Raw genomic sequence first — 25,812 nt, 5'->3', positions numbered from 1 at the left:
GATTTAACATGCGAGTAAAAGATCAACTATCATCATTACAACCGTATAAACCAGGTAAATCACCAGAGCAAATGAAAGAAGTATACGGGAATCATTCATTTGTTAAGTTAGCATCAAATGAAAATCCATTTGGCTGTTCACCTCGTGTTTTAGGAGAATTACAAAAATCGTGGCAGGAACATGCTTTATATCCTGACGGAGGTGCTGAAGTACTCCGACAAACAATTGCAGAGAAATTACAAGTGCAAATGGAACAAGTGCTTTGTGGTAGTGGACTTGATGAAGTCATTCAAATTATAAGTCGTGCAGTGCTCTGTAAAGGAGATAATATCGTAACTGCTGGCGCGACATTCCCTCAGTACCGTCATCATGCAATTATTGAAGGCTGTGAAGTGAAAGAAATTGCTTTAAAGAACGGTGTATATGATCTAGATGAAATTTCTTCAGCAGTTGATGAACATACAAAAATCGTATGGATTTGTAATCCGAACAACCCGACAGGCACATATGTGAATGAGCGAAAATTGACTCAATTCATTGAAAGCATTAGTGAAAATACGTTAATTGTCATTGATGAAGCGTACTATGAATACGTAACAGCAAAAGATTTCCCTGAGACATTACCGCTTCTAGAAAAACATAACAACATTCTTGTACTTAGAACGTTTTCTAAAGCGTACGGATTAGCTTCTTTCCGCGTTGGTTATGCGATTGGACAGGAAGAGTTAATCGAGAAATTAAATGTCGTACGTTTGCCATTTAACGTATCTTCATTAGCGCAAAAAGCAGCGACGATTGCTTTTAACGATGAAGCGTTTATTGAAGAAATAGTTCGTGTTAATACAGAAGGATTACAACAATACGAGAGTTTTTGTACAGAAAATGAAATTCCATTTTATCCGTCGCAAACGAACTTTATCTTCTTGCCGGTAGATGATGCTGGGGAAATTTATGAAGCTTGTGCGCATGCAGGGTTTATTATTCGTCCGTTCCCAAATGGTGTTCGTATTACAATCGGAACTAGGGAACAAAATGAAGGAGTGATTTCAGTGTTAAAACAACACTTTGAAAATAAAAAAGGTAAGTCTCGAGATGAGGCAAATGTGTAAAAAGGTAGTATTAATCGGTACTGGATTAATAGGAGGCTCTCTTGCATTAGCGATTAAAAAAGAGCACGATGTAACGATTATCGGTTATGACATATTTAAAGAGCAAGTAGAGCGCGCAAAAGAATTACATGTAGTTGATGAAGTAGCAGTAGATTTACAGCGTGCATGTGAGGAGGCAAATTTAATTGTATTTGCCTCTCCAGTTGAAGAAACGAAAAAGTTGTTACACAAACTTGCATCATTTCATTTACGAGAAGATGTCATTGTTACCGATGTAGGAAGTACGAAAGGGACAATCATGAATGAAGCAGAAGCTTTATTAACAAAGCAAGTTTCATTTATCGGCGGACATCCGATGGCAGGTTCTCACAAAACAGGAGTTGAAAGTGCGAAGGCGCATTTATTTGAAAATGCATTTTACATTTTAACACCGATGAATCATGTATTAGATGAGCGAGTAGAAGAGTTGAAAGAATGGTTAAAAGGAACAGGCTCTCATTTTCTTGTATTAAATACAAAAGAACATGATTATATAACAGGAATAGTTAGTCATTTCCCACATTTAATTGCAGCAGGATTAGTAAAACAAGTTGAGAAACATGCTGGTGATAATCCGCTTATTCATCAACTAGCGGCAGGCGGATTTAAAGATATAACACGTATTGCATCAAGTAGTCCGAAAATGTGGAGTGATATCGTAAAGCAAAATCGAGGGCATTTATTGGAACTATTAGAAGAATGGATTTCAGAAATGGAAGAGCTATATAAGACGGTTTCTAAAGGAGATGCAGGAGAAATACAAAGTTATTTTGCAGATGCGAAAGAATATCGTGACTCTTTACCAGTTCGAAAAAGAGGGGCGATTCCTGCCTATCACGACTTATACGTCGACGTTTTAGATAAAGTAGGGGCATTAGCCCATATCACAAGCATTCTAGCAGAAGAAGAAATTAGTATTACGAACTTGCAAATATTAGAAGCGCGAGAAGGATTGCTCGGAGTTTTACGAATTAGTTTCCAAAGAGAAGAGGATCGAACGCAGGCAAAAATTGCGCTCGGAAAAGAAGAATACCAAACGTATGAAACAATTTAATGAGGAGGGTGACAACGTGAAAGAAAAAACAGTACAAACTGTAAATAACGGATTGAATGGCAAAATTACAATCCCTGGAGATAAATCAATTTCCCATCGCGCTGTCATGTTTGGCGCAATCGCGGAAGGTAAAACAACAATTAAAGGATTTCTTCCTGGTGCGGATTGTTTAAGTACTATTTCTTGTTTTAAAGAAATGGGAGTAGAGATTACACAAAATAGAGACGAAGTTACGGTAATTGGAACAGGATTAGAAGGTTTACAAGAGCCAAAAGCTGTATTAGATGTTGGTAATTCTGGTACAACGATTCGATTAATGTCAGGAATACTTGCAAACACACCATTCTTTTCTTGCGTGCAAGGTGATGCTTCAATTGCGAAGAGACCGATGCAACGTGTAACAAATCCACTAAAGCAAATGGGTGCAAAAATTGATGGCCGAAAAGACGGAACGTTTACGCCGCTCACAATACGAGGCGGGAATTTAAAGGCGATTGAATATACTTCACCGGTAGCAAGTGCGCAAGTGAAATCAGCTATTTTACTTGCAGGCCTTCGCGCAGAAGGTGTAACAGCTGTTACAGAACCTCATATTTCCCGCGATCATACAGAAAGAATGCTTGAGGCGTTTGGCGTTACAGTAACTCGCGTGGGGAAAACAGTGAAACTAGCAGGAGGACAGAAGTTAACCGCAACAGATGTTCAAGTGCCAGGTGATGTATCATCAGCGGCATTTTTCTTAGTAGCAGGTGCAATTATTCCAAATAGTAAACTACTATTACAAAATGTGGGAATGAATCCGACTCGTACAGGTATTATTGATGTTCTTGAGAAAATGGGCGCTACGTTTACTGTAGAGCAGATTAACGAAGGAGCATCAGAACCTGCTGCAAATATTACAATTGAAACATCGCCGCTGAAAGGAATCGAAATCGGTGGAGATATCATTCCACGACTGATTGATGAAATCCCAATTATCGCTTTAGCGGCAACACAAGCAGATGGAATTACAGTCATTAAAGATGCACACGAGCTAAAAGTGAAAGAAACGAATCGTATCGATACAGTCGTTGCTGAACTAACGAAACTAGGAGCTCGTATTGAAGCGACCGACGACGGAATGATTATTTACGGTAAATGTAAGCTAAAAGGAAATACAGTACATAGTCACGGTGATCACCGCATTGGAATGATGCTTGCGATTGCCGGCTGTATAGCTGAAGGAGAAACAACGATTGAAGATGCAGAAGCAGTAGGTGTATCGTATCCTACATTTTTTGAAGAACTGCAAACGTTAGCTAAATAAAGTGATGAGAAGCAGATATGCAATGTATCTGCTTTTTTATGTTGGCTTTTTTCTTAAATAATGTTGCTTTATTACGTAAGAATTTTATCCTTATTGATTTTATGAGATTTTTACGCATAATTGTAACTAAGGGAGATGGTTCCAAGTTGAGTAAACAGAATATCAGCACAACAGTTTCAGGGGATTTAATTGTTACCCATCTAATTGGCAAGATTAATACAGCTGATGTTTATGAATGGTTTAATGGCTTCGAGCAGGTTTGTCAGCAATTCATTTCCGAGGGTCGGAAATACAAATTGTTGGTGGATAGAAAAGGATACACGCCAGATCATTTTTCTGTTCAAAAAGCATGGAAAGATAAGTTCTTCAATGAAACCATTTTGAATCACAGTAAGGCAATTGCGTTTCTCCTTGAAGAAGGGGAGATAATGAATTATTTACAACAATCCAATACAAAAGAATCCGTAAAATTTTTCGATGATTATGAACAAGCATTAATTTGGTTGAATGAATATCCAATATAAAACCTTTATTGAACCAGTTTCTCTCAATCAACTGGTTTTTTTTATGCCCGTAATGTTGCCGTTGTCATAAGTTTCATCACTTTCAATGGTACCTCTTAGCTTCGCAAACCCAAGAGAACGCAAGGCGTTTAATATTCTTATGCCGCCAATAGAAAGCAGTTGAAAAGAGCCTTTATGTTAGATTGTTTCTAAATCGATATCTTTTGTTGAAACATCCTCGTAATTTCACTTACCGAATTATAATAGTTTGAATTGTGGTATAATTCAAACGAGGAATGGAGGAGAAATATATGAACGTTATACAATTAAAAGAAGATAAGTTTAGAGAAGCATTACGTTTATCAGAATATGCTTTTCAATATAAAGCAAATGAAGAACGAGTAGAGCAGCAAATTACACGAATGAAGGAAAGCCATCAAATATACGGTATTATGGAAGGAGAAGAGTTAGCTGCAAAGTTGCACTTAATTCCTTTTCATATTTACATAGGAAAAGAAAAGTTTAAAATGGGCGGCGTTGCGGGGGTAGCGACGTATCCGGAATATAGAAGAAGTGGATATGTAAAAGAGTTACTTCAGCATTCACTACAAACTATGAAAAGAGATGGATATAGTGTATCGATGTTACATCCATTTGCAGTTTCATTTTATCGTAAATACGGCTGGGAACTTTGTGCGAATCGAATCGTATGTCAGATGACAAAGAGCGATTTAATAATTAAAAAACAAGTGAATGGTACAGTGAAACGTTTTAGTAAAGATAATCATCCAGAAGAAGTAGAGAATCTATATGAAACATTTGCAGAACGATTTTCTGGTATGTTAGTTCGCGGACGTAAATGGTGGCTACAAGCGGTGTATCATGATTTAACATTGGCAGTTTACTATGATGAAAATAAAACGGCGGCTGGTTACATTTTATACAAAATAGAGAATTCTAAAATGACAGTAAAAGAATTTGTCCCATTACATAATGAAGCGAGAAATGGCCTTTGGAATTTCATTTGCCAACATGATTCTATGATTAAAGATCTAGAAATGATACTAAGTGAGACAGAACCACTTCTTTACACATTACAAGAACCACGAGTAAAAGCAGAAGTAACTCCATATTTCATGGGAAGAATTGTAGATGTAGAACAGTTTTTCAAACAATATGAATGGAACTGGAACAACGAAGAGAAAGAAGTAATTTTACATATTACAGATTCATTTGCTCCGTGGAATAACGTAACGGTTCAACTTAAAAATAATGAAATAACAATCGTTAAAGAAGAAACAGCAAAAGAAAATGGAATTCAAATCGATATTAATGCGTTATCTACTATTATGTTTGGTTACAAGCGACCGCTAGAATTAAATGAAATAGACTTAATAAGCGGTAGCGAAGAGGAGATACGTGCATTTGAGAATGTAGTGCCGGTGCGTAAGCCGTTTATTTATGATTTCTTTTAATTAATGTCATGTGCTATGTATGAGTAACAAAGTACTATAATGATAAACTTTTTATTATAGTACTTTTCTATTTAATAGAGTGAAATCATTGTTTTAGGAGGAAAAGTAAAATGATTAGGCAAGCCGTAGGTGCGGTCGTATTCCAACACAGTGAATTTTTATTGGTACATAAGGTGAAAATTAGCGACATAGATGGAGAATATGCTATGTCAAAGGGGGAATGGGATTTTCCTAAAGGTGGAGTGAAACATACAGATAATGATTTAGAGAGTGCTATTTTGAGAGAGCTGGAAGAAGAAACTGGATCTACAAAGTTTAAAGTTATAAAACAATTTGAAGATAAAATTTGCTTTGGCTTTCCTGAAGAACTCAAAATGAAAATTGGATATGAAGAGCAAGAAACTACTATGTTTTATGTAGAATATATAGGTGACAGAATAGATTTACATCCAAAAGATAATGAAATAAGTCAAGTTCAATTTTTTAAGATACAAGATGTATTGAGGGTTTTAAGTCATGATGATACAAAGAAATTTTTTGATGGGATAACGCAAAAAATGTATTAATATCTTAATTGAGTGTGTTATTTGATAAATGTTTCAATAGCGTATTTACACACTTGACTTTTAATCCATGTAATTTATAATTATAAACGGAATGAATTTTCATTCCTGAAAATTGAGGTGAGAAAAATGGCTAAAAATAAGCAAGAGGATATTTTTGATGCTGCTATAAAACTTTTCGCAGAGCGTGGTTACGATGGTACGACAATTCCGATGATCGCTGAAAAAGCAAATGTCGGCGCTGGTACTATTTATCGCTATTTTGAAAATAAAGAGGCACTCGTTAACTCATTATTTTCAAAAAGCATGCTACAGCTATCTGAAACAATAAAAACTGATTTTCCTGTTGAAGCAAATATTCGAGAACAGTTTAGTCATACGTATAACCGTTTATTTGAATTTGCGAGAAACAATGTGGATGCTTTTCTTTTTACAAATTCGCACTGTGATAGTTATTTTCTTGATGAACAGAGTAAGAAAATATTTGACGATTTTATAGGCTTCTTTATGAATATTATTGAAGATGGAATCGAAAAAGGTTTTCTTCGTCCATTGCCTATAATTGCTTTAATTATTATTGTATATCAACCGCTTGAAAAATTAATAAAAGTAATGGCGACAGGGCAGTTAGAATACTCAAAAGAATTAGTAAAAGAATTGGAAGAGAGCTCTTGGAATGCTATTAGAATCATTTGATTCTATAGCTTTATAAGGACAGGAATGAACATTCATTCCTAAATAAATATAAAAACGATTACAGGAGATGATATGTCTGTACAATTAAAGGAATGAATATTCATTCCGCAGGGAGTGATTTAATAGAATTGAAAAATAATTTAATAGGATAATAGGAATGAACGTTCATTCCGAAATGATGTTTTCAAAAACAGGGAATGAATATTCATTCTCTATGCACCATGAAACTCTAATAACAGGAGATGATTCAAATGAGCAAGCTAAAAAGTTGGAGAAGTTTATCTTTTCTATTATGGATAGTTATTACTATTGCAATGATCGTAACGATGCCTAATATGGATCAGTTAGTGAAGGAAAAAGGGCAAATCACGATTCCTAATACAGAACAAAGCAGTATTGCTGACAAGATGATAAAGGAGATGGATAAAGAAGGGGCTGAAAAGTATGAAATTATAGCTGTCTTTAATAGTGGAAGTAAGAAGGCTTTAACAAATGAGCAAAAAGAGGAAATAACGAAAACGATCAATGCCCTGCAAAATGAAAAAGAGCAATTAGGAATTAAGGAAGTCGTTTCACATTTAGATAATAAAGAACTGGAGAAACAATTAGTTTCTAAAGATAATACGACTATTTTAACGCAAATATCGGTAGATAAAAAACATGGTAAAATACCAAAAATTGTAAAAAATCTTCATAAAAAAGTACAAACGAAAGGAGTTACAACGTACTTAACAGGAAGTGATTTAATAGCGGGTGATTTTCTTACATCCTCTCAAGAGGGCGTGAAAAAGACAGAAGTTATTTCGATCATTTTCATTCTTGTAGTATTAATCATTGTATTCCGTTCACCAGTCGTTCCGATTATTTCTCTTCTTACAGTTGGTGTTTCGTATTTAATTTCAATGGGGATTATTGCCCATCTTGTTGATCAATTTAATTTTCCGTTTTCAAACTTTACGCAAGTGTTTGTAGTTGTCGTCCTGTTTGGAGTAGGAACAGACTATAACATTTTATTATATACGAGATTTAAAGAAGAATTAAGTAAACAAGAAAATGCATATTTAGCTACGAAAGAAACGTTTAAATCGGCAGGTAAAACCGTTTTATATAGCGGGATAGCAGTACTAATTGGCTTTGCATCTCTTGCTTTAGCAAGTTTTAAATTATATCAATCTACTTCAGCGGTAGCAATTGGTGTCGCAGTACTACTACTCGTATTAACCACTTTAAATCCATTTTTCATGGTGCTTTTAGGAAAAGGAATGTTTTATCCAGTTAAAACATTTAAAGGACATGAGGATAGTCGTTTATGGGGATTCTTTGCGAAAAATTCAGTAGCAAGACCATTTATCGCTTTAATTATCGTATTCGTGATATCGATTCCATTCGTATTAAAATATTCTAACACGCTTAATTACAATGATTTATTTGAAGTGGATAATAAATATGAATCAAAAATGGGGATTAACGTAATAGAAGAGCATTTTCCGCCTGGTTTTTCTTCACCAAGTACGTTAGTCATTCAATCGGATAAAAAGTTAGATGAGGCGAATTCTTTACAAACTTTAGATGAACTTACTGATAAAATCTCGAAAGTTAAAGGAGTCTCAGAAGTATATTCACCGACGCGTCCAACTGGAGATAAGATTAAAGAATTATATATAAATAAACAAGCCGGAGAATTGAATACAGGCTTAGGAGATGCAAATGGTGGCATAAAAGAAATTAATGAAGGATTAACTGATGCGAAAGATAAAATGGGTAGTAATGACTCAAATAGTCTTGCAAATGTTCAAAAGTTAATTGATGGAACAAATGAAGCGAAAAATGGCGTATCAGCATTAGGGACAGCTTTAAATCAATTATCGAATGGAATAAACAATGGAGCACAAGGAGCGAAGCAAATAGAGGATGGGCTAGCATCATTAAACGGAAATATCAATGCCCTGTCAAATGCAACTTCGCAGCTTCATGCTGGTTATGCTCAGTTAGAAAAAGGTTTAAGTTCGTACGATCAATATTTCGGAAGTATTTCTCAAGCGATTGATGGTGCGAAAAAAGGATATGAACAAATTGAAACGTTAATGAACAATTTCATTCAAACAAAACCAGAATTAGCAAATGATCCTAATGTGCAGCAAACATTAGGAATTGCAAAAGAAGCTCAGAAGCAATTGAGTGTTCTTTCAAATGAATTAAATCAATTAGCGACGCAGCACAAAGCAGCGATGAGTTCATTTAAAGAAGCAAATCAATCATTATTAAAAGTAGATAATGGTTTAAAGGAAATGAACAATGGAGTAACGCAACTACAAAAAGGAGCTGCTGAACTGAAAAATGGATTGAACGAAGGAGCTACAGGTTCAAAACAAATTTCGAACAAATCGGCTGACTTACAATCTGGATTAATGAAAATAAACGATGGGCAAGGACAGTTATTAACTGGACTGAAAGATTTACAAGAAAAGATGGGGCAATTGCAATCAGGTTTATCTAAAAGTACAGAGGGGTTAGGAAAAGTAAGTAACGGTCTAGGTGACGCTCAAAAATATTTAGGAGAGTTAAATGAGTCGAAAAGCTCTGAGAAATTTTATATTCCGAAAGAAGTTTTAGAAGGAGAAGATTTCCAAAAAGCATTGAATACGTACATGTCACATAATAGAAAGATTGCTAAAATGACAATTATTTTAGACGTAAACCCGTATTCAAAAGAAGCGATGCCTATCATTCAAGAAATTAATAAAACGATAGATGGTACGTTAAAGGGAACAGAACTAAATGATGCGAAAAAAGCAATTGGCGGGACAACAGCTAGAAACGTTGATTTAAAAGAAGTAACCGGGCAAGATTTCCTACGTACTGCTACGATTATGTTATTAGGGATGTCGCTTGTATTAATCGTGATTACACGCTCATTCTTAAACTCAATCTTTATTATTGGGTCGTTAATTTTAGCGTACTTTGCATCACTTGGTATAAGTGAACAAATTAGTGCACATGTATTAAACATAGGGTCATTAAGCTGGAATGTTCCATTCTTTAGCTTCATTATGATTGTCGCTTTAGGAGTGGATTATAGCATCTTCGTTATGATGCGATACAATGAGCTAGAAGGGGATTCAGTAACGAAAATTGTAAATGCATCTCGTCACATAGGAGGAGTCGTATTATCAGCGGCACTTATTTTAGGAGGGACATTTGCAGCGTTAATTCCTTCAGGAGTATTGACACTTATACAAGTAGCATCCGTTGTTGGCGTTGCTCTTTTACTATTAGCTTTAATTGTAATGCCGATATTGTTACCTGCTTTAATAGGATTGACGAGTAAATTGAAGAGTTATAAAGAGAAAATAATGAATACGAAATAAGAAAAACCTGTAGGGAATGTTTTCTCTACAGGTTTTTTGTATATAAAATATGAAATGAAAAAATGATTCAATGTATTACAGAATGAGAAGCGAATAGGGATATTAGAAAGAAGTCGATGATATACAAAAAATAGCTAGGGGAATGGATAAAAACTATTCGATTTCGTTGTAGAAAGCTAATCAACCGTTGCTATTCATCCAGCTTCTACTATATAATAGCTATAGTCTACAATAATTGAGTCGTAATATGCGATTTTTTAAGACAATCGGTGAGAAAACGCTGAAATAAGCGGTATTAGTAGGAGGACACAAATGATTACAGTAAGTAACGTTAGTTTGCGTTTCGCAGATCGCAAATTATTTGAAGATGTTAACATAAAATTCACGCCAGGTAATTGCTACGGTTTAATTGGAGCAAACGGTGCTGGTAAATCAACATTTCTAAAGATTTTATCTGGAGAAATTGACCAATCAACGGGTGACATACATATTACGCCAGGTGAGCGTCTAGCAGTATTAAAACAGAATCACTTCGAATATGAAGAATTCCCTGCACTAGAAACAGTAATGATGGGTCACACACGTCTTTATAAAGTAATGCAAGAGAAAAATGCAATTTACATGAAAGAAGACTTTAGTGATGAAGATGGCATGCGTGCTGCAGAACTTGAAGGTGAGTTCGCTGAGCTAAACGGTTGGGAAGCTGAGTCAGAAGCTGCAATCCTTCTAAAAGGGTTAGGTATTGGTGAAGATATTCATGATAAAAAGATGTCTGAATTAACAGGGGCAGAGAAAGTAAAAGTATTACTTGCTCAAGCTTTATTCGGTCAACCTGACATTCTATTACTAGATGAGCCTACCAACCATTTGGACTTAAAAGCGATTCAATGGTTAGAAAACTTCTTAATGAACTTTGAAAATACAGTTATCGTTGTATCCCATGACCGTCACTTCTTAAATAAAGTATGTACGCACATGGCTGACCTTGATTTCGGTAAAATTCAATTATACGTTGGTAACTATGACTTCTGGTACGAATCAAGCCAATTAGCATTAAAACTAACGCAAGATTCTAACAAGAAAAAAGAAGAAAAAGTAAAAGAGTTACAAAACTTTATTGCACGCTTTAGCTCAAATGCATCTAAAGCGAAACAGGCAACTTCTCGTAAAAAATTGTTAGATAAAATTACATTAGATGATATTAGACCATCATCACGTCGTTATCCGTTCGTTGGTTTCACACCAGAACGTGAAGTAGGAAATGACCTATTAACAGTTGAAGGTATTTCGAAAACGATTGATGGCGAAAAAATATTAGATAATGTGAACTTCACTTTAAATAAAGGTGATAAAGTTGCATTTATCGGACGTAACGATATTGCGATGACAACATTATTTAAAATTCTTATGGGTGAAATGGAGCCAGATAGCGGTTCATTCAAATGGGGTGTAACAACATCTCAAGCTCATTTCCCAAGAGATAACTCTGAGTACTTCGAGAACAGTGATTACACTTTAATTGATTGGTTACGTCAGTTCTCTCCACAAGATGAGTCAGAAAGTTTCTTACGTGGTTTCTTAGGCCGTATGCTATTCTCTGGTGAAGAAGTAAAGAAAAATGTTTCTGTTTTATCTGGAGGAGAAAAAGTTCGTTGTATGTTATCTAAAATGATGTTAAGCGGTGCAAACGTATTAACACTTGATGATCCGACGAACCATTTAGACCTTGAGTCTATTACAGCATTAAACAACGGTTTAATCACATTTAAAGGAACATTACTATTCACTTCTCATGACCATCAGTTCGTACAAACAATTGCAAACCGTATTATCGAAGTAACGCCAAACGGTGTAGTTGATAAGGTAGCAACGTATGATGAGTTCTTAGAAAGTCAAGAACTTCAAAAACAAGTTGATGCAATGTACAAAGGTCAATAATAATTGATTAAAACCCTCGCTTTCTATTATGAGAGCGGGGGTTTTTTTAAGTAAACAAATATTCGTTTTAATATAAAGTGGGGGGAGGATTAAAATGGATAATTATTCAAAAATAACATTAGCGATGGTAAGAAATTTTTGAAGCGTGGATAAACCCTGAAATGATGAAGAAATGGTTTTTTACATTGGAAGGGACGGATAAAGTAACGGGAAATACTCCTGAAGTAGGAGGGAGTTGGGAAATTATTGATCATCGTGGCGAAAAAGATTATCGAGCAATTGGGGAATATATCGAAATGAATCGTCTTAAAAAAATTAGTATTTACATTAAAAACGCCGCAGTTTAGTGAATTATTAGATAAAATCACAGTTGAAATAAAAGAGAAACAACAAGGATTTAAAATGATATTTTCACAAAATATAATCGTTGCTCATGAAGAAGATTGGACAAAATATGATGTTGAAAAAGCTTTAAAGGGGTGTCATGCTGGCTCTGAGCATGATTGGAATGTAATATTCATGGGACTGAAAGAATTGGTTAAAAGAAGAGGGAATAGCTACAAAGGATGATAAACAGTAGTCGAAAAAGTGTAGTTTGAGCAAATTGCCCAAACTACACTTTTTATTTTATGAAATTGGGTAGTTTACATGAATGTACCAAAATTGGAGATAGGTTAGTTTGCAAATGAGGAAATAAAGGATTATAGTTTGTGGAGTCATAATTAGTGGATGGGCCCCTGGGAGAAAACAGGAAATGTTACAAATGTATTTTGTTAAATAGAAACCAAGGTCAAAATGTTTAAAAAGAAATAGTTGAATAAATAAAAGCTACAAATTATAATTACTAATATTCTTCATATAGTTAAACAAATAAAATCTATTTGAAGAAGAGAAATTGAATAGAGAGACAGACTTATATAAAATAAGCCTTGGATGATCAAAAGAGGTGGAGAGATGCAACAATTTTTATTGAAGAGTAAACGAGTATTAAGTAATCATTTTGGATTTTTCGTATTTGCTGTTATTTTACTTTGGTTAAAAACATATGCTGCATATGTGACAGAATTTAATTTAGGGATATCGAACACAATACAAAAGTTCTTACTGTTTTTCAACCCGTTAAGCTCAGCAGTTCTATTTTTAGGACTCGCATTATTCGCAAAAGGGAAACGAGCTTACATTTGGTTAATTATTATTAATTTGCTAATGTCTATACTTTTATACGCAAACGTAGTATATTATCGCTTTTTCAGTGACTTTATTACGTTCCCGACATTAACACAATCGAATAACTTTGGAGATTTAGGTGGTAGTATTTTTGCATTGCTACACTTATATGATCCACTATATTTCTTAGATACAATCATTTTAATTGTTTTAGTCGCAACGAAATTTGTAAATCCTAAACCAATCCGTGTTGCGAAGCATAAATTATCTCTAGTATTTGTAGCAGGTATTTTATTATTTAGCGTTAACTTAGGTCTGGCAGAATCTGACCGTCCTGAGTTATTAACTAGAACATTTGACCGCAATTATATCGTGAAATATTTAGGGGCGTACAACTTTACGATTTATGATGGTATTCAAAGTGCGAAAGCATCAACAGAACGAGCATTAGCGGATGGAGATAATATGACAGAAGTTAGAAACTATCTTACATCAACTTATGCAAGTCCAAATCCTGAGTATTTCGGTAAAGGAAAAGGAATGAACGTAATTTATATTCATTTAGAGTCATTCCAAAACTTTTTACTAAACTATAAACTAAATGGTCAAGAGGTTACACCATTCTTAAACTCATTTACAAAAGATGCGAATACGTTATACTTTGATAACTTCTTCCATCAAACAGGACAGGGTAAAACATCTGATGCGGAGTTCATGTTAGAGAACTCAATGTTTGGATTACCACAAGGATCTGTTTTTACAAATAAAGCTCATAACACGTATCAATCAGCACCAGCTATTTTAGGTCAACAAGGATACACATCAGCAGTGTTCCACGGTAACTACAAAACGTTCTGGAACCGTGATGAAATTTATAAATCATTTGGTTTTAATAAATTCTTTGATGCGTCATACTACGATATGAATGAAAAAGATGTAGTAAACTATGGCTTAAAAGATAAACCGTTCTTTAATGAATCAATTCCGTTATTACAAACGTTGAAACAACCGTTCTATACGAAGTTCATTACGTTATCGAACCATTTCCCTTATCCGATTGATAAAGCGGAAGCAACGATTGAACCAGCTAAAACAGGTGATTCATCAGTAGATACGTACTTCCAAACAGCACGCTATTTAGATGAATCTGTAAAAGGATTCATTGATTACTTGAAACAATCTGGTTTATACGATAACTCAATTATCGTTATGTACGGTGATCATTACGGTATTTCAGATAATCATAGTGCAGCAATGTCTCAAATAATGGGTAAAGAAATGAACGCATTTGAAAATGCTCAATTACAACGTGTACCATTAATCATTCGCGTACCAGGAATGGAAGGCGGCGTACAACATCAATACGGCGGAGAAATTGACGTTCTTCCAACGTTATTACACTTACTAGGTACAGATACGAAAAATTATGTCCAATTCGGATCAGATTTATTATCACCAGAGCATAAACAAGTCGTTCCGTTCCGTAACGGTAACTACGTAAGCCCAACAGTTACTGCACTTAACGGCAAATACTATGATACAGCGACTGGGAAACCTGTAGAATTTACAGATGAAATAAAACAAAATGAGCAAATGGTTCAAAAATCACTAAAATACTCCGACCAAGTTGTTAACGGTGACTTATTACGATTCTACACACCAGAAGGATTTACACCGGTAGAACCTTCTAAATATAACTATAACAATCGTGATAAAGATAAAACGAAGGTGAAGACGACTGAAGACGGGGAAACGAAATAAATAATAAAAAATCCTACTCGTATAGAAAACGAGTAGGATTTTTTGTTTTAAGATTTACTTTCGGATTTTTGGAGTGCTATTTTTTTAGGCATAAAACATGCAATAATCAAAGCTACAAAGGATAAGACTAACATAAATACGTACGCATCACTTGAGCTGAAGATAGAAGCTAATTTCGTTACTTGCATAGCTGATATGCTTCCGTTCTCACTAGATAACTGTGAAGTATGTGAAGTGGATTGAATTGTATACACAGTAATAATGACTGCTGTTCCTATAGCGCCTGCTAATTGACGTACGGTATTATTCACTGCGGAACCATGTGAACCCAGTTCTCTTGGTAAAGCGTTTAAACCTGCTGTATTTAAAGGCATCGAAATGAAACTTAGTCCAATGCGTAGAATAATGGTACGAACCATTAAATACATATAAGTGGTGGATTCGGTCAAATCAATTACACCCCACATCGATATAATGATACATATTAAACCTATAATAAAGAGTGGTTTTGCCCCATATTTATCAAACATTTTACCCGTGATAGGTGATAAGAATGCATTAATTACAGCTCCAGGTAATAGAAGTAAACCTGATTCAAAAGCAGTAAAACCTCGTCCGTTTTGCAAGTAAATCGGTAAAAGAATTAAATCAGCATACATAATCATCGTAATGAGTACGTTAATGACTGATGTAAGAGTGAAAATTTTATACTTAAATACGGATAAATTTAATAGTGGATCGCTAGACTTTATTTGACGTAAACAAAATAGAGTTGTAACAATTATTCCGATGATAATTGTAGTAATAACAATTGGATGATCCCATCCTTTACTTCCTGCACTACTAAATCCGAATATAATACAACCAAAGCCAATCGTTGATAAAATGACACTTACGATATCTAATTTTGCTTTTGTTGTCTCAGCAACATTCATTAAATATTTTAGCGCGAGAATAATAACGATTAATACAAATGGAGCGAATCCAATAAATAACCATCTCCATGATACATATTCAATAATAAAGCCAGATAATGTTGGAGCGATGGCTGGCGCAAAAATTATGGCGAAACCGATGGTTCCCATAATACTGCCACGCTTTTCACTAGGGTATAAATATAAAATAACTGTCATCATTAGTGGCATAATAATTCCTGCCCCAACTGCTTGAATCATTCTTCCTGTTAACAAAATGCCAAAATTCATGGCACATGCACAAAGAACAGTCCCGATAAACAAAGAGAGCATCGAGCTAATAAACAGCTGCCTTGTTGTAAATCGTTTCATTAAAAATGCAGTAATTGGCACTAGAACGCCATTTATGAGCATAAAGCCTGTTGATAGCCATTGCACGGTTGCAGCTGTAACATCAAATACTTCCATTAAATTACTCATCGCTACATTTAATAGCGTCTGATTTAATGTTGATAAAAAACAACCGGAAATGAGCACAATTAATATAATTTTTTTATTTCTTTCTGATATTTCCTTTTGCATTGGTAAACTCCTTCATTGTCGTCTTGATTTATCGACATTGTGTCGATAAAATTAATGGTAACAAAATAAATTTTCTTTGACCATGAACAGTTTTGTTGAAAATGTTCACTACTCGACATAGAAGGTATGCACTGTCGAGTAAGTAAAGAGAAAATCTATAAAGGAGTTTCAAAATGTCTACACCTAAAAAAGAAGATCCTCGTACAGTTCGTTCAAGAGAAATGTTTAAAAATGCTGTTTTTTCTCTCCTATGTGAGAATCCTAGTATTTCAAGTTTAACGGTTCAGAAAGTCGCAACAAAAGCAGGATTAAACCGAACAACCTTTTACTTACATTATCAAGATATTCAAGATTTACTAGACCAAATCACGAATGAGATTTCAAATGAACTTTCAAATAAAATAGCTGATTTAATACATGCAAAAGATTTATCAGAAAAACAAAAGCTAACACAATTACTTGATTATTTATATATCCATCGAAATTATTTATTTATATTATTTAAAATGAATCAATTTGAGGAGCAACTATTTTTATTTTTAAAAGAGTTAATAGAAACGAGAAGAGAGAATACGAAAAAGGATCTGCCTGATGATTATGTTGCGGTTGATATTAAAACAGCTTCATTGGTAGGTATTATCATGTGGTGGATAAGGAATGGACTTCACTTTAGTTCAGATTATATCGCAAATCAAATTTATTTCATGTACAGAGGGTAATGAGTTAAAAATATTTTATGTATCAATACATTGTATTATTAAGTGCGACACCTAAAGAAAAAAGCCCATATCGCTTCGTATAAAGTAGAAGTTATCACATCACTTACTTCATACAGAAAACTGCCCATGAAGGGTTTCAGGAAGAACTGTCGCACTTAGATTGACAAATTGTCTTTAAAATAAAAAATCGTATTGTATAATTTCATATGCCGCATGTATATAGTAAAATTTTTAAATGAAAGTACAATCATTGCACTGTGCATAAACAAGAATTTGGACTTAATTTTAGAAGAGATACAAGATAAGATATTAATAGAAAGCGATTTCAAACTCTAATTTTGCAAAGTTAGTATCTATACTTGCAATTCTATTTAAGAACAAGTATAGAAAGGGTGTATATCATATATGATATTAGATAATCGAAGTATAAGTATTTTACAGCAAATTATTCAAGCGGATAGCTATGTTTCTGTATCTCAATTAATGGAAGTCATACAAGTTTCAAAGCGAACAATTTATTATGATATGAAGAAAATAGAAGATTGGTTAGTTGCAGAGGATTTAAATTCATATGAATATATTCGCCCTTTAGGCTACTGTTTTGATAATGAAACGAAGCAAAGAGTGATAAAAAAGTTAAATGGATTTACAACAAGCCAATATGAATATTCTCCACATGAACGAAAAATATTGCTGGTTCTTTATATACTAACAATGGAGAAAAGGATTCTATTAGAAGACTTAATAGAACTTGTGCAAGTCAGTCGTAATACTGCTCTTGCTGACTTGAAAAAAATAAAAGCAGAGTTAGTGAAGTTTAAGCTCGCATTAAACTTTAATCGTAAACATGGCTACAATATTATAGGGAATGAACATGGAAAACGAAATATATTAATCTTAAATCTTTCACAAATAATTTCAAAGCATGGATGGGAATATTTAATATCGCATGTGAAATATATTACGAATGATAATAAAAATGTAAAAGGTAATAAAGATCACGAGGAACTTCTTATAATAAAAAATATTTTATCAAATTGTGAAGAGCTTTTAGGGGTCCAGTACACAGATGAGGTACTTGAAAGTTTAAGCGTTTACATGTATTTATTCCGCAATCGTATTGTAAATGGAAAATGTGTTGAGATGGAAGATGCTGAAAAGGATGTACTAAGAGAAACAAAACAATTTGAAGCAGCAAAATATATTGCAAAACAGTTTGAAAGAGTATTTTTCGTGGATTTTCCAATAGATGAAATTTATTATATTACGACTCATTTGTTAGGAGCAAAAGTAAATGCTCAACAAAAAGACTTTGAAAAAAGTGAGATTGATGGAATACATTCAATGGTCGGATATATGATAAAGGATTTTCAACATTATGCTTGTGTTATATTTCAAGATTTTAAAGGACTTGCTTCAGACCTATATCTGCATATGAAACCGGCATATTATCGTGTAAAGTACGGGATTGAAATAGAAAATCCATTACTTTATACAATCCAGCAAAATTATGAAGAAGTATATACTCTTACAAAAAAAGTAATTCATCATTTTGAAGAATATGTTGGAAAAATAGTTTCAGATGATGAAATGGCATATATTACTATGCACTTTGGTGCTTGGATGAGGAAAGAGGGAATCGTTCCCAGCCCAAGAAAAACCGCGCTACTTGTTTGTCCAAATGGTATTGGTACATCACGTATGTTGCAGTACCAATTAGAGCAAGTGTTTTCAAGTGTAGATATTTTAAAAGCCATTTCAAAGCGGGAATATGAATCAAATACATTTGATGTAGATTGTATTATTACTACAACTGAACTGGAGAAGGGGAAAATTCCTATCTTTATGGTAAATCCAATTTTGACCGATTCCGAAAAAGCATCGTTACTACGAAAAGTCAATGTAGCTTTATATGGCGAAAATCAAAATGATTCAGTTGATATGATGATGGGTATTATCCAAAAATACACAGACATTTTAGATGAAAAATCTTTAAAAAATGAATTGAGAGAGTTTATGAGTGGTCCGGTACATATTGATAAGGAGGAGAAATATAAGCCTATGTTAAACGAGCTATTAACTAGAGAATTTATAGAGCTTGAGAATCACGTTGAGACGTGGGAGGAAGCAATTCGTGTTGCGTCGGAACCTTTATTACAAAGTGGACATATTTCTGAAGAATATATTTCTGAAATGATTGCGAATGTAAAGAAGTTAGGCCCGTATATTGTAATTGCACCTAAAATCGCTATACCTCATGCTCGTCCAGAAGCAGGTGTCAAAAAATTAGGGATGAGTTTATTACAACTAAAAGAGGGTGTGTTATTTTCAGAAAAACAAGAGCATGCTGTAAATTTAATTATTGTATTAGCAGCTATAGATAACGAGACACATTTGAAGGCATTGGCACAATTAAGTGAGATGTTATCTGAACCAACGAACATAGAAATGTTAATGCATTCAAATTCAAAAGATAAAATGCTAGAAATGATAGCTAAATATTCTAATTAAAGGGGAGATTGAAATGAAAAAAGTATTAGTTGTATGTGGAAATGGATTAGGAAGTAGTTTTATTATAGAAATGAATGTAAAGAAAATATTAACTGAACTTGGTATGCAAGCTGAAGTTTCTCATACGGATTTAGCATCAAGTAAATCAGAACAAGCAGATCTATATTTAGGTGCGAAAGATATCATTTGCAACCTTGAAGATGGTACTCGCACAGTTGCTGGATTAACAAACATTCTAGATTTAAATGAAATTAAAGAAGCATTACAAAAACACCTGATGTAGAAACGGTGAAAGGGGAGTAGTGCTATGTTTGATTTAATAATGAAAGATATTTTGGGACAGCCTGCAATATTAGTTGGATTGTTTGCTATGTGTGGTTTACTATTGCAAAAAAAGAATTTTGCAGATACAGTTTCAGGAACATTAAAAACAATTATGGGCTTCGTCGTTTTAGGAGGCGGAGCCACTATATTAATAGGGGCTTTAGATGTTTTTGGTAAAATATTTGATAAAGCATTTCATATTAAAGGGATTATTCCAAATAACGAAGCTGTTGTTGCGATAGCACAGCAAACTTTAGGAACAGAAACGGCATTAATTATGGTATTTGGGATGATTGCTAATTTACTAATTGCACGATTTACAAGATTTAAATATGTATTTTTAACTGGTCATCATACCTTATTCATGGCATGTTTAATTTCAGCTGTATTTTCAACTACAGGGATGAAAGGCGCTTCACTAGTTATTAGTGGGTCTATTATTTTAGGATTACTTATGGTCATTTTTCCAGCTCTACTTCAACCGTATGTTAGAAAAATTACGGGAATGGATGATATCGCAATTGGCCATTTCGGTTCAGTTGGGTATTTAGCAGCAGGATTTGTTGGTAGTAAATTTGGAAATAAGGAAAAATCTACAGAACAAATTAAAGTACCGAAGTCATTAGGGTTTTTACGTGATACATCAGTTTCTATGTCATTAACAATGGCTGTGTTATTCTTTATTGTTGCACCATTTGCTGGGAAAAACTTTATCGAAACAGAATTAAGTAACGGACAAAATTATCTCGTGTATTCATTCATGCAAGCAATTACATTCGCTGCGGGTGTATATATTATTCTAGCTGGTGTCCGTATGTTGATTGCAGAAATTGTCCCTGCATTTAAAGGGATAGCAGATAAACTTGTACCAAATGCCAAACCAGCATTAGATTGTCCAACAATCTTCCCATTCGCGCCAAATGCGGTTATTATTGGCTTTTTAACAAGTTTTATTGCTGGATTACTATCTATGTTTATTCTTCCGTTTATCGGATTAAGTGTAATAGTGCCAGGATTAATCCCTCATTTCTTCACAGGGGCAACAGCTGCTGTATTTGGAAATGCAACTGGAGGAAGACGAGGAGCAATACTTGGAGCTTTTGTAAATGGATTATTAATCTCATTCCTACCAGCTATATTACTACCTATATTAGGTGGATTAGGATTTGAAAATACAACATTCGGTGATTCCGACTTTGCTGTTGTTGGTATTTTAATTAGTGAAATTGCGAAATTGCTAGGGAATGTTTTCTAAATAATAGAGCATAAAAAGACTTGAATTCTAATTATGAATTCAAGTCTTTTTATTTAAATATTAAAGTGTAAGAAAGTGAGGGAATTTGAATAAAAGAAATAGGGATTGGTTTGAAAAAAATGTGTTATGATTGTTTGTAAAATCTTTTGATTTTCCTTGAGGATCAATATTGAAACAGAAAAGTATATTTTCAAAATAGGGTAAAATAAAAGGAGTCTATGCATGAATTTTCAAAATGAAAAAATATCATTACATTTAGAGGTTGTAAATTACCAATATGCAGATGCAAAAGACGAGTGTGATAGAAATTGGTTAAGAGTAAAAGCGAAACTATCAGAAGAAAATAAAGTTTTTGAAACGATGGATCCTTTTTTACAAACATACGATTTACAGTACATGATAAAATGGTTTGAATCTTTACCAAACCCTAAATATAACGAACTAGATTTCATAGAACCAAATTTAGCGTTTGAATTTATTGGGGGAAAAGCAGGGGAGTTTAACATTGTTATTCGCTTATCGCTGGAACTTAACCCCACATGGTGTAAGGAAGAAGAATACGAATTTTCTATCGGTATAACTCAAGAGGATAGGGAGAATATTATTCGTTCTATTGAAGAGCAACAAAGGAAATTCCCAAAACGATAAAAAAAGACTTGATAACCTACAAGAGGGAATCAAGTCTTTTTATTACATACGATTATCATGCCAGAAGTTTAATGGGAAGTGTTCGTTCTCATTATAGGCTTCTAATTCATATCCTCTTTCTTTCAGCCCTTTAATAATACCAGGTACTGCTTTAACTGATTGTGGATGAATATCATGCATTAGAATAACTTCTGTTGGGTTTGTAGCACCATGTAGAACGTTTTCTACGATTTTAGCAGATGCAGCGTCTACTTGCATTTTGTTGTATTTCCAGTCTAATGAATCAATTGTCCAATCCCAAACTTTTAAACCATTTTCAACAACTTTGTTGCGAAGAGCTTCATTTAACCCTGGCATTGAGCCGTAAGATGGACGAGTTAATACTGGAGATTTTCCTAGAACGCCAGCGATTAAGCCTTGGTCTTCTTTCATTTCATCAACGTAATGACCTTCTGTGTAAAGTTTCTTGTAGTTATGAGTCATACTGTGCATCCCAACATAGTGGCCTTCAGCATCTTCACGTTTTACAAGATCAGGGAAAGCTTTTACGTTTGAACCAATTAGGAAGAATGTTGCTTTTGCATTTTCACTCTTTAACATATCTAAAAGCTCAGCTGTGTATTTTCCAGGACCATCGTCAAATGTTAAGTAAGCGACTTTTCTAACTTGCCCGTTATAGTGCTTTGGAGCTTCTTTCGGAGCAAGGGACGTTTGAATTTCACTTACAAGTTGAACAGATTTCGCTTCATCCTCTGTACTTGCTAGAGCGATATGTGTTGATCCGTAAGCAGCTTCGTATGTAAATAATACCCCAGCGCAAATCAACAGAGCCCTTTTCACTAAAGTTGTCATCCGAATTCCATTGTGCATAATTTTCCTACTCTCTATAAAAGTTCTACTCTACTATATTAGCAATTTTAGAGGGGGAAATGCAAAAAAACTTTTTTACAAGCGCAAAAAAGTTTGTTAAAAAGCATGTAAGATTTCACTGTTTTGCAGGTTTGAAAAAATGAAACAAGAATTAAATGAATGGAACTGCATGTAATAATGGTTCATTCACGTTTTTTGTTTTAGAAAGGGAGGAAAAGTATGAAAAAATTAGCTTGTTTACATGCTCATCATTCAAATATTGAATACATTGACCGAGCATTGCAATCTTTTGGAATCGAAATACTCCATTTTGTAGATCCCATCTTATCACGCATATTAAAAAAAGATTGCGATTTTGAAAAAGAACAAGCACGGAGTAATTTAAAAGATATTATAAAGTATATAGCCAAAAGTGATATAGATACACTTTTATTAACTTGTACAGATTATATTACGCTATTAGATGAGAATTTCAAAATAGACATACCTATATTGAAAATTGATGAGCCATTTTTTGAAATGATTTGTCATATTGAAGAGCCACAAACAATACTTTTTACAAATAATCGTACGGTTTCAGGAACGATGGAACGTTTAAAACAATACGCTCGGCAGAATAATAAATCCATACATGTAAAAGTAGAAGTGATAGAAGGGATATTTGAGTTAATTATGCAAGGTCGTAAAGAAGAGCATGATGTTAAATTAGAAAAGTATTTATATGAAATTATGAAAGATAGAAACGAAATGCTTTCAGTTGCACAATTATCTATGGTAGATGCTGCTACAAGGGTAGAAAATATAATAGGAAGGAACATAATAAATCCGTTGAATGCGCTTGTGGAGTATTGTATACAGAGTGTGAATGAACAACCGTGTGAAAAATAAGGAAGAGGATGTTTTTTATTTTAAAGAACATCAATAAAATTTCACATACCGTATTTTAAAAATAAATATAGGAAAACCAAAAAATAATGTAGAATATATCGTACATACATATGTGAAGGCAACAAAATATATAAAAGAGGTGGATCTATGTTACTTGAAGAAGTAATGCAGCAACTAGAAGAATATGGAACAGAACAAAACCGTAAAATCTTTAAAAATCATGGGGCAAAAGAGCCGTTATTTGGAGTTAGTTTTGCAAATTTAAAATTGTTGAAAAAGAGGATAAAAAAGGATCATGATTTAGCAATCTCATTATGGGAAACGAAAAATATGGATGCAATGACTTTAGCAACGATGATTTTAGATCCGAAGAAACTAACGTCAAAACAACTAAATAGATGGGTTCAGGATGTTGATTACTATTGTTTAATGGACGTTCTTATGACAGCTATATGTACGTCACCAATCGCAATAGAAAGAATGGAAGAGTGGACGAAGTCTGATGATGAATGGATTGGAAGAGCAGGTTGGTCTTTATTAGCAAATATAGCGATTAAAAATAAAACGTTACATGATGAATTTTTCACTCCGTATCTAGAAGAAATTAAAGCAAATATACATAATGAAAAAAATAGAAAAAAAGAAGCGATGAATAGTGCTTTAATCGCGATAGGGATTCGAAATGAAGCTTTAGAGCAACAAGCAATTGAAATTGCACGTGAAATTGGAAAAGTAGAAGTTGATCATGGTGCAACGTCATGCAAAACACCAGACGCAGAACCGTATATAAAAAAAGCGAGAGAAAGAGCTGAAAAAAAGAAAGTGAAATAAGAAAAGGGGAACGGTTATGAAACCAATGGAAGCGGCACAAAGCATAATTACATCACAATTTTCGAATTGTGATGTTGCTTTACTAGGGGGAAGTGTGGCTAGAGGAGAGGCTACGAAAACATCTGACCTTGATATTGTAATATTCGACCAAAGTTTGTCATCTTGTTATAGAGAATCCTTCTATAGTAATGGCTGGCCTGTTGAAGTATTCGTACATAATTTTGAAACGTATAAAACCTTTTTTAAAAGTGATTGTGAGCGCGGGAGACCTTCATTACCTCAATTAGTTTCAGAAGGGATTGTGCTAAAAGGAAAAGATGAAATTGTAGAGACACTTAAAAGAGAAGCGAATGATTTATTAAATAAAGGACCAAAAAAATGGTCAGAAGAAACGATGAAGCAGAAACGCTATTTTATTACGGATACCTTGGATGATTTCATTGGTGCAACAAAGAGAGAAGAAGAATTGTTCATCGCCAATTTATTAGCTGATTTAGTACATGAATATGTTTTAAGGATAAATGGTCAATGGCTTGGAAATTCAAAATGGTTTATTAGAGTGTTAAGAAGGTATGACGAGCAATATGCAGAACATTTTGTAGCGGCTTTTGATCATTTTTATAAAACAGAGGAGAAAAATGAATTAATTACTTTTGTAGAAAACACGCTAGATCAATACGGAGGAAGAATGTTCGAAGGATTTTCTATAGGGAAATGAAAAGGGGATAGCAAAGTGAATGTACCATTCGTTCAATTAAGAGAACTGACAATAGATGATGTAGAAGATCGATATCAATGGTCATTAGATACAGAAGTAACCAAGCATTTAGTTGTACCAGATCAATATCCACCGTTCACTCGTGAAGATACGAGAAGGTGGATTGAAGCATGCATAAGTCGAGGGAATGGTTATGAACAACGAGCTATCGTTACAAAGGAAGGTATACACATTGGATGGATAGACCTAAAAAACTTTGATAATACAAATAAAAATGCTGAACTAGGGGTTGCCATTGGAAATAAAGAATATTGGGGTAAAGGATATGGAATGGCAGCACTATACAGTATGTTACAAATTGGCTTTTCTGTATTCGAATTAGAAAAAATATGGCTACGAGTAGACGAAGATAATTTACAAGCTAGAAAGAGTTATGAAAAAGCAGGATTTGTTTGTGAAGGAATAATGAGAAATGATCGGTTACGTAAAGGGAAGTTCATTCATCGCTATCGTTATAGTATGTTAAAAGAAGAATATCAATCTTTATTTAATAGTCTATAAAAATGTTATGTA

At 33.9% G+C, this 25,812-nt stretch carries 23 protein-coding genes and 1 pseudogene; 21 read left to right on the top strand and 3 right to left on the bottom strand.

What is annotated here, in order from left to right:
- Positions 1-8 precede the first annotated feature (8 nt).
- From hisC to NSQ69_RS14455, 4 genes are read left to right on the top strand one after another with little or no spacing between them, the layout of a single operon-like run.
- Entirely contained in the window at positions 9-1,109 is a 1,101-nt protein-coding gene (gene hisC / locus NSQ69_RS14470; protein WP_002066031.1) for a histidinol-phosphate transaminase, read from the top strand.
- Positions 1,102-2,202 carry a prephenate dehydrogenase gene (gene tyrA, locus NSQ69_RS14465; RefSeq protein ID WP_002131144.1) on the top strand — a complete coding sequence of 367 codons (1,101 nt, stop codon included), beginning with the start codon at positions 1,102-1,104 and terminating at the stop codon, positions 2,200-2,202. Before hisC ends, tyrA begins: the two co-directional genes overlap by 8 nt.
- A 16-nt stretch (positions 2,203-2,218) precedes the next feature.
- A complete protein-coding gene (gene aroA, locus NSQ69_RS14460) occupies positions 2,219-3,508 on the top strand; it encodes a 3-phosphoshikimate 1-carboxyvinyltransferase (protein WP_003189969.1) in 1,290 nt (429 codons plus the stop codon).
- A gap of 17 nt (positions 3,509-3,525) precedes the next feature.
- Entirely contained in the window at positions 3,526-4,032 is a 507-nt protein-coding gene (locus tag NSQ69_RS14455) for a SpoIIAA family protein (RefSeq protein WP_033734078.1), read from the top strand.
- Positions 4,033-4,077: 45 nt separating this feature from the next.
- Here the strand turns inward: NSQ69_RS14455 and NSQ69_RS27750 are convergent.
- A pseudogene (locus tag NSQ69_RS27750) lies at positions 4,078-4,195 on the bottom strand (IS1595 family transposase); the annotation flags it as partial.
- A gap of 127 nt (positions 4,196-4,322) precedes the next feature.
- Between NSQ69_RS27750 and NSQ69_RS14450 the strand changes: the two are divergent.
- The 8 genes from NSQ69_RS14450 to NSQ69_RS14415 all read left to right on the top strand — a co-directional run bounded on the left by NSQ69_RS14450 (position 4,323) and on the right by NSQ69_RS14415 (position 14,979).
- Positions 4,323-5,486: a GNAT family N-acetyltransferase gene (locus NSQ69_RS14450; RefSeq protein WP_002168166.1), complete on the top strand. Its 1,164-nt coding sequence runs from the start codon at positions 4,323-4,325 to the stop codon at positions 5,484-5,486.
- A gap of 110 nt (positions 5,487-5,596) precedes the next feature.
- On the top strand, positions 5,597-6,052 hold the full coding sequence (locus NSQ69_RS14445; RefSeq protein WP_002127860.1) for an NUDIX domain-containing protein: 456 nt from the start codon (positions 5,597-5,599) through the stop codon (positions 6,050-6,052).
- A gap of 126 nt (positions 6,053-6,178) precedes the next feature.
- Complete coding sequence (locus NSQ69_RS14440) at positions 6,179-6,745, top strand: TetR/AcrR family transcriptional regulator (RefSeq protein WP_002013443.1); 567 nt, start codon at positions 6,179-6,181, stop codon at positions 6,743-6,745.
- A gap of 251 nt (positions 6,746-6,996) precedes the next feature.
- Entirely contained in the window at positions 6,997-10,113 is a 3,117-nt protein-coding gene (locus tag NSQ69_RS14435) for an MMPL family transporter (RefSeq protein ID WP_341099424.1), read from the top strand.
- A gap of 312 nt (positions 10,114-10,425) precedes the next feature.
- On the top strand, positions 10,426-12,051 hold the full coding sequence (locus NSQ69_RS14430) for an ABC-F family ATP-binding cassette domain-containing protein (protein ID WP_002032778.1): 1,626 nt from the start codon (positions 10,426-10,428) through the stop codon (positions 12,049-12,051).
- A gap of 161 nt (positions 12,052-12,212) precedes the next feature.
- On the top strand, positions 12,213-12,398 hold the full coding sequence (locus NSQ69_RS14425) for an ATPase (protein ID WP_341099423.1): 186 nt from the start codon (positions 12,213-12,215) through the stop codon (positions 12,396-12,398).
- A 55-nt stretch (positions 12,399-12,453) separates the two neighbouring features.
- The gene (locus NSQ69_RS14420) at positions 12,454-12,621 is read left to right on the top strand and encodes a hypothetical protein (protein ID WP_002127855.1); all 168 of its coding nucleotides are present in this window, start codon (positions 12,454-12,456) and stop codon (positions 12,619-12,621) included.
- A gap of 384 nt (positions 12,622-13,005) precedes the next feature.
- Positions 13,006-14,979, top strand: coding sequence for an LTA synthase family protein (locus NSQ69_RS14415; RefSeq protein WP_002127854.1), 1,974 nt, complete (start codon positions 13,006-13,008; stop codon positions 14,977-14,979).
- Positions 14,980-15,026: 47 nt separating this feature from the next.
- Here the strand turns inward: NSQ69_RS14415 and NSQ69_RS14410 are convergent, their stop codons facing one another.
- Positions 15,027-16,475, bottom strand: a complete 1,449-nt coding sequence (locus NSQ69_RS14410; RefSeq protein WP_002185624.1) for a DHA2 family efflux MFS transporter permease subunit — start codon at positions 16,473-16,475, stop codon at positions 15,027-15,029.
- Between the two features lie 173 nt (positions 16,476-16,648).
- Here NSQ69_RS14410 and NSQ69_RS14405 point away from each other — a divergent pair, with 173 nt between their 5' ends.
- The 5 genes from NSQ69_RS14405 (at position 16,649) to NSQ69_RS14385 (ending at position 21,932) form a co-directional block, all read left to right on the top strand.
- A complete protein-coding gene (locus NSQ69_RS14405) occupies positions 16,649-17,194 on the top strand; it encodes a TetR/AcrR family transcriptional regulator (protein ID WP_002127851.1) in 546 nt (181 codons plus the stop codon).
- Between the two features lie 405 nt (positions 17,195-17,599).
- Complete coding sequence (locus NSQ69_RS14400; protein WP_002127850.1) at positions 17,600-19,705, top strand: BglG family transcription antiterminator; 2,106 nt, start codon at positions 17,600-17,602, stop codon at positions 19,703-19,705.
- A gap of 13 nt (positions 19,706-19,718) precedes the next feature.
- On the top strand, positions 19,719-19,988 hold the full coding sequence (locus NSQ69_RS14395) for a PTS sugar transporter subunit IIB (protein WP_000757313.1): 270 nt from the start codon (positions 19,719-19,721) through the stop codon (positions 19,986-19,988).
- A 24-nt stretch (positions 19,989-20,012) separates the two neighbouring features.
- Positions 20,013-21,284, top strand: a complete 1,272-nt coding sequence (locus tag NSQ69_RS14390; protein ID WP_000459912.1) for a PTS ascorbate transporter subunit IIC — start codon at positions 20,013-20,015, stop codon at positions 21,282-21,284.
- Positions 21,285-21,506: 222 nt separating this feature from the next.
- Positions 21,507-21,932: a WapI family immunity protein gene (locus tag NSQ69_RS14385; RefSeq protein WP_341099422.1), complete on the top strand. Its 426-nt coding sequence runs from the start codon at positions 21,507-21,509 to the stop codon at positions 21,930-21,932.
- A 42-nt stretch (positions 21,933-21,974) separates the two neighbouring features.
- Here the strand turns inward: NSQ69_RS14385 and NSQ69_RS14380 are convergent, their stop codons facing one another.
- Complete coding sequence (locus NSQ69_RS14380) at positions 21,975-22,802, bottom strand: peptidoglycan-N-acetylglucosamine deacetylase (protein ID WP_002127847.1); 828 nt, start codon at positions 22,800-22,802, stop codon at positions 21,975-21,977.
- Between the two features lie 219 nt (positions 22,803-23,021).
- On the opposite strand from NSQ69_RS14380, the gene NSQ69_RS14375 reads away from it, so the two are divergent.
- The 4 genes from NSQ69_RS14375 to NSQ69_RS14360 all read left to right on the top strand — a co-directional run bounded on the left by NSQ69_RS14375 (position 23,022) and on the right by NSQ69_RS14360 (position 25,800).
- Entirely contained in the window at positions 23,022-23,690 is a 669-nt protein-coding gene (locus NSQ69_RS14375) for a hypothetical protein (RefSeq protein ID WP_002127846.1), read from the top strand.
- A gap of 147 nt (positions 23,691-23,837) precedes the next feature.
- Positions 23,838-24,521: a DNA alkylation repair protein gene (locus NSQ69_RS14370; protein ID WP_002127844.1), complete on the top strand. Its 684-nt coding sequence runs from the start codon at positions 23,838-23,840 to the stop codon at positions 24,519-24,521.
- 16 nt (positions 24,522-24,537) lie between these two features.
- A complete protein-coding gene (locus NSQ69_RS14365) occupies positions 24,538-25,239 on the top strand; it encodes a nucleotidyltransferase domain-containing protein (RefSeq protein WP_033729208.1) in 702 nt (233 codons plus the stop codon).
- A gap of 15 nt (positions 25,240-25,254) precedes the next feature.
- Positions 25,255-25,800: a GNAT family N-acetyltransferase gene (locus NSQ69_RS14360; RefSeq protein ID WP_002185628.1), complete on the top strand. Its 546-nt coding sequence runs from the start codon at positions 25,255-25,257 to the stop codon at positions 25,798-25,800.
- The last annotated feature ends 12 nt before the right edge of the window (positions 25,801-25,812 follow it).

The organism is Bacillus sp. FSL R10-2201 (assembly GCF_038008665.1).
Classification (GTDB): Bacteria; Bacillota; Bacilli; order Bacillales; family Bacillaceae_G; genus Bacillus_A; species Bacillus_A mycoides.
The sequence above is the reverse complement of the archived record's forward strand: the minus strand, read 5'-3'. Positions and strand labels throughout refer to the sequence as shown.